Source organism: Nocardia carnea, assembly GCF_029869215.1.
GTDB classification, from domain to species: domain Bacteria; phylum Actinomycetota; class Actinomycetes; order Mycobacteriales; family Mycobacteriaceae; genus Nocardia; species Nocardia carnea_B.
Genome location: NZ_JARWPM010000213.1, coordinates 1 through 12,719, shown reverse-complemented (window position 1 = coordinate 12,719; position 12,719 = coordinate 1). Strand labels below are relative to the sequence as shown.

10 protein-coding genes are annotated in these 12,719 nt (G+C 68.1%); 5 read left to right on the top strand and 5 right to left on the bottom strand.

Annotation, left to right across the window (positions count from 1 at the left end):
* The first annotated feature begins 82 nt into the window (after positions 1–82).
* From QH276_RS15005 to QH276_RS14990, 4 genes are all read left to right on the top strand, one after another.
* The gene (locus tag QH276_RS15005; RefSeq protein ID WP_348536956.1) at positions 83–778 is read left to right on the top strand and encodes an alpha/beta hydrolase; all 696 of its coding nucleotides are present in this window, start codon (positions 83–85) and stop codon (positions 776–778) included.
* Positions 779–903: 125 nt separating this feature from the next.
* Entirely contained in the window at positions 904–2,697 is a 1,794-nt protein-coding gene (locus QH276_RS15000) for an AMP-dependent synthetase/ligase (protein WP_280401467.1), read from the top strand.
* Positions 2,698–3,008: 311 nt separating this feature from the next.
* Positions 3,009–4,043, top strand: coding sequence for a patatin-like phospholipase family protein (locus QH276_RS14995; protein WP_280401445.1), 1,035 nt, complete (start codon positions 3,009–3,011; stop codon positions 4,041–4,043).
* A gap of 22 nt (positions 4,044–4,065) precedes the next feature.
* The gene (locus QH276_RS14990; RefSeq protein ID WP_280401444.1) at positions 4,066–5,538 is read left to right on the top strand and encodes an HAD-IB family hydrolase; all 1,473 of its coding nucleotides are present in this window, start codon (positions 4,066–4,068) and stop codon (positions 5,536–5,538) included.
* 19 nt (positions 5,539–5,557) lie between these two features.
* On the opposite strand, the gene QH276_RS14985 is transcribed toward QH276_RS14990, so the two are convergent.
* From QH276_RS14985 to QH276_RS14965, 5 genes are all read right to left on the bottom strand, one after another.
* Positions 5,558–7,036, bottom strand: coding sequence for an MDR family MFS transporter (locus tag QH276_RS14985; protein ID WP_280401443.1), 1,479 nt, complete (start codon positions 7,034–7,036; stop codon positions 5,558–5,560).
* Positions 7,037–7,248: 212 nt separating this feature from the next.
* Positions 7,249–8,154 (bottom strand): glycine betaine ABC transporter substrate-binding protein, encoded by a 906-nt coding sequence (locus QH276_RS14980; RefSeq protein WP_280401442.1) that lies wholly within the window; start codon positions 8,152–8,154, stop codon positions 7,249–7,251.
* A 128-nt stretch (positions 8,155–8,282) separates the two neighbouring features.
* Positions 8,283–9,488, bottom strand: coding sequence for an NAD(P)-dependent malic enzyme (locus QH276_RS14975; RefSeq protein ID WP_280401466.1), 1,206 nt, complete (start codon positions 9,486–9,488; stop codon positions 8,283–8,285).
* A gap of 521 nt (positions 9,489–10,009) precedes the next feature.
* Positions 10,010–10,276: a hypothetical protein gene (locus QH276_RS14970; RefSeq protein ID WP_280401441.1), complete on the bottom strand. Its 267-nt coding sequence runs from the start codon at positions 10,274–10,276 to the stop codon at positions 10,010–10,012.
* The gene (locus tag QH276_RS14965) at positions 10,273–11,127 is read right to left on the bottom strand and encodes a PHP domain-containing protein (protein WP_280401440.1); all 855 of its coding nucleotides are present in this window, start codon (positions 11,125–11,127) and stop codon (positions 10,273–10,275) included. Before QH276_RS14965 ends, QH276_RS14970 begins: the two co-directional genes overlap by 4 nt.
* A gap of 62 nt (positions 11,128–11,189) precedes the next feature.
* Here QH276_RS14965 and QH276_RS14960 point away from each other — a divergent pair, with 62 nt between their 5' ends.
* Positions 11,190–12,263, top strand: coding sequence for a magnesium and cobalt transport protein CorA (locus QH276_RS14960; RefSeq protein ID WP_432278717.1), 1,074 nt, complete (start codon positions 11,190–11,192; stop codon positions 12,261–12,263).
* Positions 12,264–12,719: the final 456 nt, after the last annotated feature.

Genomic DNA, 12,719 nt, shown 5'->3' with positions numbered 1-12,719 from the left:
CCGGGGGTATAAACTGCGGCGCGGGGGGCGGCCGGCCCAACGGCCCGCCCCGCGCAACCCCGCCTAAACCCACCCCCCCGCCGTGCTCAACCTGCACGGCGGCGGGTACACCGTGGGATCGCTGGCCACACATCGGTCGCTGAACGGCCGCCTCGCCGCCGCGACCGGTGTGCCGGTCTACGCGATCGACTACCGGCTGGCGCCCGAACATCCCTACCCCGCGGCCCTGGACGACGCCGAGGCCGCGTTCCTCGAACTGGTCACCGAATACGGCTACCGTCCGGACCGGATCGCGATCGCCGGCGATTCGGCGGGCGGCGGGTTGTCCCTGGCCCTGGCCCAGCGGCTGATCGCCCGGCACCGGTACACGCCGGCCGCGCTCGGGTTGATCGCGCCCTGGGTGGATCCGAACGAGTTGTCCGAACGCCCCCGCGACCTGGTGGTGAACGGCCCCTGGTCGCGTGCCTGCGCCGCGGCCTACCTGGGCACCGGTGATTGCCAGGACGCCGGGTACGCCCCGCTGCACGGGGTGCTGGCGGGACTGCCGCCGGTCTATATCCAGGCCGATGTCGACGAACTGCTGCATCCGCAGTGCGTCGCTCTCACCGCCGCGTTGCGGGCGGCCGGGGTCACGGTCGAGTTCACCGAGAGCCGTGGGCTGTGGCATGTCGCCCAGCTCCAGGCCGCACTGGTCGGCCCCGCGGCCGCCGTGCTGACCGAAATGGCCGGTTTCCTGCGGCAAGCCATGGATCAGCAACCGGCGAGCGACCTAGGATGATCATCTGATCGGAACTCGTCAGCCCGGGCCACACCGTGAACTCCTGCGCATTCACGGGTGGCCCGCCGCCGGATGTCGCCGGTGGCGTAAATTACCGACCAGTTAGCAAACAGGGAAAGGCAATGATGCGCGAGTTCGAAGCCCCGGCTTCCTACACCATCCCGGAGGACGCGAACAATTCCGACAGCGTGTTCCGGCACGCGAAGGAATCCCCCGCCGCGGTCATGTTCAATGTCCCCGACGGCCGGGGCGGCTGGCGCGATGTGCGGGCCGCGGAGTTCGCGAAGTCGGTCACCGATGTCGCCAAGGGCCTGATCGCCTCCGGTATCGAACTGGGCGACCGCGTCGCCATCATGGCCGCCACCCGCTACGAGTGGGCGCTGCTCGACTACGCCATCTGGGCGGCCGGCGGCTGCACCGTCGCCATCTACGACAGTTCTTCGGCCGAACAGGCGCGCTGGATCCTGCAGGATTCGGCCACCGTGCTGCTCGTCGTGGAGAACGACAAGCACCGCGGTGTGATCGCCGAAATCGACCAGGCCGAACTGCCGCAGCTACGCGAAACCCTGCAGATCGACTCCGCCGCCATCGATACGCTCATCGAACGCGGCGCCGAACTCGACGACCAGGCCGTACACGACCGCCGTGCCCAGGTCGACGCGGCGTCCCCCGCCACCCTCATCTACACCTCCGGCACCACCGGCCGGCCCAAGGGCGTCATGCTGACCCATGCCAACCTGTGGGCCGAATCCCGCTCCGACCGGATCGCGCTGGGCTCGTTCCTCTCGCCCGGTAAGAAGACACTGATGTTCCTGCCGCTGGCGCATGTTTTCGCCCGCGCCGTGGGGCTGGCCGCGTTCGACGCGAAGGTCACCGTCGCGCACACCTCGGACTGGAGCACCCTGGTGCAGCAGTTCGCCGAACACAAACCGGACTTCGTGCTCTCGGTTCCGCGCGTGTTCGAGAAGGTCTACAACGGGGCCAAGCAGAAGGCGCACGACGAGGGCAAGGGCAAGATCTTCGACGCCGCCGCGGCCACCGCGATCGAATACAGCGAGGCCCTGGAAAAGGGCAAACCCGGCTTGGTGCTGCAGGCCAAGCGGGCGCTGTTCGACAAACTGGTCTACGGCAAACTCCGCGCCGCGCTCGGCGGGAACTGCCAGGCCGCGGTCTCCGGCGGCGGGCCGCTGGGCGCCCGGCTCGGGCATTTCTTCCGCGGTATCGGCGTCACCATCTACGAGGGCTACGGCCTCACCGAAACCACCGCCGCCATCTCGGTCAACACCCCGGAGCACATCCGGGTGGGCTCGGTCGGCCGGCCGATCGAGGGTCATGCCGCCAAGATCGCCGAAGACGGCGAACTGCTGCTGCGCGGTTCGGTGGTGTTCGGCGGCTACTGGGGTAACGCCGAAGCCACCGCGGACGCGTTCGACGACGGCTGGTTCAAAACCGGCGACCTCGGCGCGATCGACGCGGACGGTTTCATCTCCATCACCGGCCGCAAGAAGGAAATCATCGTCACCGCCGGCGGTAAGAACGTCTCCCCCGCGGTGCTCGAGGATTCGCTGCGCGCGCATCCGCTGATCAGCCAGGTGATGGTCGTCGGCGACGGCAAACCCTTCATCGGCGCGCTGATCACCCTCGACCCGGAGGCCCTGCCGGGCTGGAAGGAACGCAACAACGTCGCCGCCGGCGTCGATATCGCGGAACTGGTCAAGAATCCGGCGCTTGTCGCCGAGGTGGAGAAAGCCGTCGCCGAAACCAACAAGAAGGTTTCCAAGGCGGAACAGATCAAGAAGATCAATATCCTCACCGTGGACTGGACCCAGGAGACCGGGGAGCTCACCCCGAAGATGTCGCTCAAGCGCGCCGTCGTGATGAAGCAGTACGCCGACGAGGTCGAGAAGATCTACAGCTGAGCCGAGTTCTCCTGCCCCGATTCCGTCGGCGCGGAGTTCGATCCCCTCGGCCTCTGTGTTCGGGCCGGCGGCACCCGCGCCTTCGGCGCATCGTCTCGCGGTCCGAACACCGGCACGGGGCCACAATCCAGCGCCCCACTGCGCCGGATCGGTGCCGCGCCGGGCCGACCTCAACCCACCGTAAACGAATCCTTCCTGGGCGTGAGAAACCCGATTCCCGCCCGGAATAATTCAGCCGCAGTGTGGTGAATTGTTCCGGGCGGGAATCGGGAGTCGACATCGAAAACTACTGGAATCCAGATCATCCGGTAATGGAGATCCTGCGTCGGCGGCGGGACAGCGGCAGTAAACCGGGCGATCGACGGGATGGTGCGAAGGTCGCGTTGACCGTCGCGGGCGGCGGGATGCGGGGGGCGATATCCGCCGCCATGTGCGTCCAACTCGACGATGCGGGTTTCCGCGATGCGTTCGATGTGGTCTACGGATGTTCGTCCGGTGCGCTCAATGCCGCGTACTTCCTCGCACAGCCGGCGGGTACCTGCTGGTATCCGCTCTCGATCTACTATGAGGACCTGGCCACCGACCGGTTCATCCGATACTCGCGCCCGCTGCACGGCGGATCGGTTGTCGATCTCGGATACGTTTTCGACGAAGTGCTCGGATCGGCGAAGCCGCTGGATTACGACGCGGCAGTGCGATCGCCGGTCGAGCTGGTGGTGCTGACCACCGACCTGGATGCGCGGGAAACGTTCGCGGCCCGCGGTTTCACTTCGGGCGACGAACTGAAGGAATACCTGCGGGCGAGCGCACGACCGCCGCTCGCGGTCAACGGACAATCGCATATCGCCGGGCGCAGCCTGGTAGATGGGGCCCTGCTCGCCCCGGCGCAGTTCCGCATCGCTCTCGACGACGGTTGTACCCACGTCCTGTCTCTCGGTGCGCGCCGCATGCGGTCGTCGCCCACCCGTAATTCGTTGGCCCATCACGCCTACGCGCAGTATCTCGGGCGAATACGCGACGGTCTGGGCACCGCCTATCTCGAGGCCCGCCGCGCTCGCCGGCAGGACCGGGCAGAACTGTCCCGGCTCCGTTTCGCGACGAACGAGCCCGGACCATATGTACTGGGTATCGCCCCACTGCCCTGGATGAAGGGAATTCGCTTCCACGATACCGATCCGCTCCGCGTCACCCGGGCCATCGGGGAGGCATATTCGGTTTCCTATTGTGCCACCGAGCGAATCGGTACCGACCGGCTCCGGAAAGGGTTGGTGCGCGCAATGACCCGGGTTACGATCGCCGGTCCCGGCGCTCCGGCCACGGCGCCGGTACCGGCGGCCGCGAGCTGATCGGCCGGCCACAATGAAGAACGTGAGTACAGTGGGGAATTCGATCGAATCGGTCGTTCAGGCGATACGAACCGGGCCTGGTGGCCCCCGGATCGCCGCCTTCTTCGATTTCGACGGCACAATCGTCGACGGTGTCGCCGCCCTTCGCTTCGGCCGGCCGGGCCGGTCGGGTGACGACGCCACCGTTCTGCTGCCGGGCCTGGCGGGCTGGAAGAACGACATCCACCGCGAGCTGATCGGCCGCCTGGTTTCCGAGATCTGGCGGGGACGCCCGGTGGCCGATCTCGAAGCGGCCGAGGATCGGTTGTGCCACCACCATCTCGCGCGCAATCTCCGGCACGAGGCGTGGGGGCTCATCCGCGAACACCTGCGCGCGGGTCATACGGTGGTGCTGGCGACCGCGGCGACACGATTCCAGACGCGGCTCATGGCCCGGGAACTGGGGATCGAGCATGTCCTGTGTACCGAACCGGTGGTGTCGGGGGGAGTACTCACCGGCGAGGTCGAGGGCGAGATCGTGTGGGGCCGGCACAAGGCCGAGCTGGTGGCGGAATTCGCCATCGCCCACGATCTCGACCTCGAGAACAGCTTCGGGTACTCCAACGGCGGCGCCGATCGCCCGCTACTCGAGCTGGTCGGCCACCCGATAGCGGTGAATCCGGACCGCGAGCTCGCCGCTGCCGCGACCGCCGGCGGCTGGACCACGCTGCGATTCGAGCGCCGGGGCAGGAATCTCTACCACCTGGGCCGCACGCTGCTCGGTCTGCTCGCGGTGATCGGTGCGGCCGGAGCGGCGATGGTGTGCTCGCCCGGCCGTGATCGTCGTGCCCTGCGCCGCCGGATACTGCGCTGGGTTCCGGCGGCAGCGTTGCGCTGCGCCGGCCTGCGCATCCGGGTAACAGGCGCGGAAACCGTCCGGACCACCAGGCCCGCGGTTTTCCTCTTCAACCACCAGAGCAAGATCGACACACTGATCGTCCCCTACGTAGTGGGTGACTCCTTCACTCCGGTGGCCACCCGGAAGGCGCAGAAATATCCGATCTTCGGCCCACTGCTGAAGGTCGTCGGTTCGCTGTTCATCGACCGCTCCACGCCGGGGGGCGCGCAACAGGCGCTGAACTCGCTGGTCGGTGAACTCCGGGCGGGTAACTCGGTCGCCATCGCGCCGGAGGGACGCGTATCGTCGACGCCCCGGCTGCAGACCTTCAAGAAGGGCGCCTTCCACCTCGCCGCCCAAGCGGGGGTACCGATCGTCCCGATCGTCATCCACAACGCGGGCCGGGCGTTGTGGCGCAATTCGCTCGTCGTCCGGCCGGGGACGATCGACGTCACGGTCCTCGATCCGATCGATACGGCGTCGTGGACGCCGGCGACGCTGGACGACGAGGTCGCCGCTGTTCACCGCCGCTACCTCGACACGCTGGATCGCCGGCCGGGCATCGAACTCCCGGACGCACCCGGAGGGGCGCGCGGTTCACTCGCTCCCCTGCCGTGAACAGGAACCGCGCTACGGCCTAACGGGTCAGCGAGTCCGCTTTGGGCGCATCCGCCGGGCCGGCGGGTGCGGGCTTCGGGTTGCGGAGGAACAGCGCCGAAGCCACCATGCCGATCAGCAGCAGCGCCGCCGGAAGATAGGTGGACTGGCTGAGCGCGGTACTGAACGCCTGCCGCACCGGTTCGGGTACCTGCTCGGTGCCCATTCCCTCGCCCGCGGGTGCGCCGCCGAGGCCCTGGGCGCTCATCCTGGCCGCCACCAGCGCGCTGATCGCCGCACTGCCCAGCACCGAACCCACCTGGCGGGTCGTGTTGTAGATTCCGGCACCGGCACCGGCCTGCGGTATCGGCAGGTTGTGGGTGGCCGTGGTCGCCAGCGGCGCCCAGATGAAGGAGTTGGACAGCCCGGCCACCCCACCCGCGACGACCAACCAGGTGATATTCGCGTGCGGATCCCGCATCACCAGGGCGAACCACGCCACCGAAGCCGAGAACAGCAGGAACCCGATCGTCGGGAACAGCCGTGGCGGGAACCGGCCGTACAACTTGCCGACCACCGGCGCGGCGAATCCGGTGATGATCGCCATCGGCGCCAGCACCAGCGCCGACCGGGTCGGGGTCATCCCGTGCACGGCCTGCAGATAGAAGTAGAGCGGCACCATGACGGCGGTTACCGAGGCACCCATGCTCGCGATCGCCAGATTGGACAGCGAGAAGTTCCGGTCCCGGAACAATCCGAGCGGCACCAGCGGCTCGCCGGTCCCGCGGGCCTGGGTCAGGATGAAAACCGCCAGCACCGCGATACCGGCCACGATCATCAACCAGATCTTCGCCGACCAGTCGTTGGCATTGCCCTCCTGAATCCCGAACACCAGCAGGAACATGCCGATCGCACTCAGCACCACACCAAGCCAGTCGAACTTGTGCTGATGTGTCGGCAGCGCGGGCACCAGCCAGACCGCCAAGACGAAGGCCAGCACCCCGACCGGAACGTTGACGATGAAGATCCACTCCCAGCCGAGGCCGTCCACCAGGACACCGCCGAGGATCGGGCCCACCAGCGTGGCCAAACCCGCCACCGCGCCCCACAACCCCATGGCCGCACCCCGGCCCTCCGGCGGGAAGGTCCGGGTGATGACGGCCATGGTCTGCGGCGTCATCAACGCCGCACCCAGGCCCTGCACCGCCCGCGCGGCGATCAGCGTCTCGATATCGCCGGCCAGCCCGCACCACAGCGAGGCCAGGGTGAATACGACCAGCCCGGCCAGATAGACGTTCTTCGGCCCGAATCGGTCGCCGAGGCGCCCGGTGATGAGCAGCGGCACCGCATAGGTGAGCAGATAGGCGCTGGTCACCCAGATGACCGCGGAGATATCGGCGTGCAGATCGGTCATGATCGCGGGGTTGGCGACGGCCACGATAGTGACATCGAGCAGGATCATGAAGAATCCGACGACCAAGGCTCCCAAGGCCGGCCATGGATTACGTTGAGTGGGCATTGATTCCATTCCTGTCCCGGCGGCGCCGTCGGCGCCGGCCCATGGATCCGTCGCGGTGCGCTATGACGATCGCACCACCCGACCGCCACCGGCCGGCCCTCGCCAGGGCGCGGTGACAGCACATGATTCATGCCGCGATCACTCCGGACATCTGGTACGACACCGCGGGCCGCACCAACATTCCGGGCATATCGGACCGATCGTAACCCGGGCTACAGACCGTGCGCGTCCAGCCAGGTCCGGGCCAGGTCGGCGGGGTCGGCGGCCGCGTCCCGGACCCGCAAGATCAACGCGGCCAGTTCGTCGGTGGTGAGCTCCCCCGCGACGTAGTTCAGCTTCTCGGCCTGCCGCTCGTCGAGCACGCCCTTGCGCACCACCGCGACCGGGTTCTCGGTGCGGATCGCCTCCTCGGAATCGGCCAGGACCGTCAGTCCGTCGATACCGCCCGGCAGGAATTCGGCCGGACCACCCAGCACAGCCACGTGGATCCGCCCATCCAGCAGAGCTCGCCGCAGCTCGGCGAGATCGGTGAACTGCTGAGTGGACGCGAATTCACAGCCCGAGATCCGCGCCGCGACCGCGGGCAGGTCGAGCAGGCCCGGCACCACCGCCGTCCCCGCGACCAGCCTCGGGCACCGGGCGGCCAAATCCGCGACAGAGGCAATCCCCTGCTGTTCGGCGGTAGCGGTGGTGATCAGCACTCGCGGCCCGAAATCGGTGCCGTCCGCAGGATCGGAAACGGCCGTGTCCTGCGGCAGCGACCCGTTCAGCTCCTCGGTGACCGCCTCCACCGTCTCGGCGTCCGCCCCGGTGTTCAACTCCCCGAGCAGCGCCCCGTTGGTGTCCGCGACCACCGCGACGGTTCCCGCCCCCAAGGCCGCCAGCGTCTCCGCGCGGTCCCCCAGCCCGGGCTCCACCCGGACCGAGGCCCCCGTCCGCGCGAGCGCCTGCGCATAGATCTCCGCCAGCACCCGCGACTGCGCCGACTCCTGCGCCCCCACCACCAGCGGATCGGCCGCCTCCCCGGAACCACAGGAAACCGCCAGCACGGCGAACACCGGCACCAGCACCCGACCCACGACACGCATCGACGCCGCCAGCACCATCGCGCGAGACACCCACTTCCGTACCCAGGCCGCGCCCGCCACCCGGGCACCGGACAGCACAAAAAACTACAGCACCCGGCCATTGGTCTCGGCCGGGTGCTGTAGTTGCGGTTACCGCCCGGGTAAGGCGGAACGATCTATCAGGCGACGCCTTCCGCGCGGGCGGCGGCGGCGACCGCGTCGGCGACCGCCGGGGCGACCCTGGGGTCCAGGGGGCTGGGCACGATCTTGTCGACGGCGAGTTCATCGGCGACCACGCCGAGGATCGCGTCGGCGGCGGCGATCTTCATACCTTCGGTGATCCGCCGGGCGCCCGCGTCGAGGGCGCCTTTGAACACACCGGGGAAGGCCAGCACATTGTTGATCTGGTTCGGGAAGTCGCTGCGTCCGGTGGCGACGATGGCGGCGTATTTACGGGCCACCTCCGGATGGATCTCCGGGTCCGGGTTGGACATGGCGAACACGATCGCTTCCGGCGCCATCGAGGCGATGAGCTCTTCGGCGATGGTGCCCGCGGACAGGCCGAGGAACACATCGGCGCCGGTGAGCGCGTCGGCGGCGGAGCCGGTGAGGCCGCGCGGATTGGTCCGCTGGGCCAGATCGGCTTTGACGGCGTTGAGATCGGTGCGGTCGCGGCTGACGATGCCCTTGGAGTCGAGCACCGTCACATCGGCGACACCGGCGGCGAGCAGGATATTCGTGCAGGCGACTCCCGCGGCTCCGGCACCCGAGACCACGACCTTCAGGCCGGCGGTGGGCCGGCCCTGCACCCGGGCCGCGCCGTTGAGCGCCGCGAGCACCACGATGGCGGTGCCGTGCTGATCGTCGTGCATCACCGGGCAGTCCAGCGCCTCGACGACCCGCTTCTCGATTTCGAAGCAGCGCGGGGCGGAGATGTCTTCCAGGTTCACCGCACCGAAGCTGGGCCGCAGGCGCACCAGGGTTTCCACGATCTCGTCGACATCCTTGGTGTCGAGGACGATCGGAATGGAATCCAGCCCGGCGAACTTCTTGAACAGCGCCGATTTGCCTTCCATCACCGGCAGCGAGGCGCGCGGGCCGATATCACCGAGGCCGAGCACCGCGGAACCGTCGCTGACCACGACGACGAGACGGTCGGTCCAGGTGTAGCGCTTGGCGAGGCTCTCGTCCTCGGCGATCGCGCGGCTCACCTGCGCCACTCCCGGGGTGTAGGCGATCGAGAGGTCGCGCTGGGTCTCGAGCGGGGCACTGAGTTCTACCGATAGCTTGCCGCCGAGGTGACCGGCGAAGATCTCCTCATGAGTGATCGCCGCGAGGTCTTCGGCCTCGCTCTTGCTGGCGGTGGCGTTCGGTGTGTCAGTCACAGAGGACACGATTTCACTCCTGCTGGTTGCGGTCGTAACCGGTGGACGGTTACCGCCGGGTATTCGGTGTTATCTGCGTCATATCGAGCTCTTCCCCGCGTGCGCGGGTACCGCGACTTCTCGACCAGGCGGTTTACCGGCGAAGCAATGCACCCGGATGTCCGCGGGACACCTCGCGCCGGGATCGGCGAGGCGCTGACTGCGAGCAACAAGGGGTTCGGGTGGATTTCGGACGGGTTGGTCCGGCAGAACTCGACTGGCGCCCGGCTCCGGCCGCGACGGTGCGTCGCGTGGCGGTGAGCGCCCGATATCCCCGACCCGGCGGTGGCAACGATCGGGAATCCGCAACATTGTGCCAGGTCCGGAGTCGAACGCCAAACCGGCGCCGCGGATCGGGTATCGAACACCACGGGCTCAGCGTAGGACGCGGCCATTACCTTCCCGTAAGCGGAAACTCCCGGCCCGCCCGGACGCGGGGTGAGACAGCTCCGCCGGATACGGGTGCACGAAGTGAAGCCGGGCTACCCCCACCATTGGGTCCAGAGCAGAATCGTCGCGGCGCCGACGATGAGCACGGCGGCGGCGAGCGATGCGGTGCCGCGTTTGCGGTCCGAATAGATCTGCGCCGCAAGGGCGATCACCGCGACCACGATATGCGCGCCGACCGATTCGGCGCCGGGGCCGGGGAACCCCCGGCGGGCGCCGATCAAGGCCGCCCCCACCACGACGCAGGCCAGAACGCACAGACCGGCCGCGACGGTTCCACTGAGTCCGCGTACGACTTTCATGACGCCAGTACCGGGACGCCGGTGGCCCGGCCGGCCAGTTTCTCGAATTGGGCCGGGTCGGTGGTGCGGGCGCCGAGCTCGATGGTTTTGTTCGCGCCGTGATAATCCGAGGAGCCGGTGGTGAGTAAGCCGTATTCACCGGCCAGATCGCGGAGTACCGCCCGATCGCGGTCGTTGTGGTCGGGATGATCGATTTCCAGGCCACCGAGACCCAGTGGTACGAGGGCCGGGATCTCCGCCAGGTCGAGCAGCCGGCCGCGCGCGCGGGCCCGGCCGTGCGCGAGCACGCTCACCCCACCGGCTTCGGTGATCATCTGCACCGCCCGGTGCAAGGGTGTATCGGCCTTCTCCACGTAGTAGGGGCCGTTCGCGGCCAGCAACTGCCCGAACGCCGCCTCGACGCTCGGGACGACACCGGCTTCCACCAGAGCGCGGGCCAGATGCGGGCGGCCCGCCGCCGGGCCGGCCGAGGCGAGCACCGCCTCCGGGTCCACGGGTAACCCGTCCGCGGCCATCTGCTCGGCCATCGCGCGCAGCCGCTGCACCCGCTCACCGCGCAGACGTTCCCGTTCGGCCGCGAAACTGCCGTCGGCGGGGTCGAACAGATAGGCCAGCAGATGCACCGATACCGGCCAGCCGTCGACACCGCGCCCCACACACGACATCTCCATGCCCCGGACCAGCGATAATCCGGCCGGGCGGGCGGCTTCGGCGGCGGCCCAGCCGGCGGTCGTATCGTGATCGGTGATCGCGACCACGTCCAACCCGGCGTCGGCCGCCTTCCGCACCAGCTCGGCCGGAGTGTCGGTGCCGTCGGAAGCGGTGGTGTGGGTATGCAGGTCGATGCGCACGCCGTCCAGTCTGTCAGTGCGCGCCCGGAGAGCTGTTCGCACGGGCGGGCTAGCATCGAGGCGTGCCTTCCCTGCCGCTGCCGTTCCACAGCCCGGGACGGACGCGGCGGCCCCCTTCCGTCCCGCATATCCGGGTGCCCACCGCCCGCGCGGTCGTGGACTGCGCGGTCTATGTGGACGGAAAGCGGCTGCCCGGCCGGTACACGCACACCAGCGCGCTCACCGCCGCGCGCGAGCACGGCGGATTCGTCTGGCTCGGCCTGCACGACCCCGATGCCGCGCAGATGGACGAGATCGCCGGCACGTTCGGCCTGCACGATCTGGCCGTCGAGGACGCGGTGCAGGCACATCAGCGCCCGAAACTGGAACGGTACGACGACACCCTGGTGGTGGTGATGCGCACCGTCACGTACCGGGAACACGAATTGCACAGCGTCAGCGAAATCGTGGAAACGGGCGAACTGCTGATCTTCGTCGCACCGGATTTCGTGATCGCGGTCCGGCACGGCGAACATTCACCGCTGTCGGTGGTGCGGAGCGGTCTGGAAGCCGACCCCGCCCGGTTGCGTCTCGGGCCCGGGTCGGTATTGCACGCGATCGCCGACCATGTGGTCGATTCCTATATCGAGGTCGTGCAATCGGTGGAATTCGATATCGACGCGATGGAGGAGGATATCTTCACCCCGCGTTCTCCGGTCACGGTCGAATCGATATACCAGCTCAAACGGGAAGTGGTGGAACTGCGGCGGGCGGTGAATCCGCTGGCACTCCCCTTGCAGACGCTGGTGCAGCACAAGGATCTACCGCTGGATGACGAGGTCCGCCGCTATCTCCGCGACGTCGCCGACCATCACACCGCGGTCGCCGAACGTATCACCGATTTCGACGAAGCCCTCAGCTCGCTCATCAACGCCGCGCTGGCCAAGATCACGGTCCAGCAGAACACGGATATGCGCAAGATTTCGGCGTGGGTCGCCGTGGCCGCCGTCCCGACCATGATCGCCGGAATCTACGGAATGAATTTCGAGCATATGCCGGAATTGAAAACCACCTGGGGCTACCCGGTCGCACTCCTGGTCATCTTCGGAATCTGCTTCGCCCTCCTCGCCCTGTTCCGCCGCAACAACTGGCTCTGACCGCCGAACACAACGACGCCGGCGTCGAGTGTCACAAGGCCCGTGAAGCTACACATTGCCCCGGAACCGGACCCGACCACGGCGCTGCCGAGTTCAGCGAGCCCATGAGATGAGATGTCCACACAACCCCGGAACCCGAACGCAACCACGGCGGCGCCGAGTCTCCCGAGGCCCTGAGTGGTCCACACAACCCCGAAACCCCAATGCAACCACGGCGGCGCCGAGTCTCCCGAGGCCCTCGCGGGTCTACCTAACCCCCAATCGAATCCGACGGCGGCGGTGCCGGGTCTCACGAGGCCCTCGCGGTCCGCCTAACCACGGAACCGAACGCAACCACGGCGGCGCCGAGTCTTACGAGGCCCTTGGAGGGTTTGGCCCGTCCCGCCAGTAAACGCTCGATGCGAATCGGCGAAGCCGCGACAGTGGGGTGCGGGGACCCGGGGCCAAAGGGGCCCA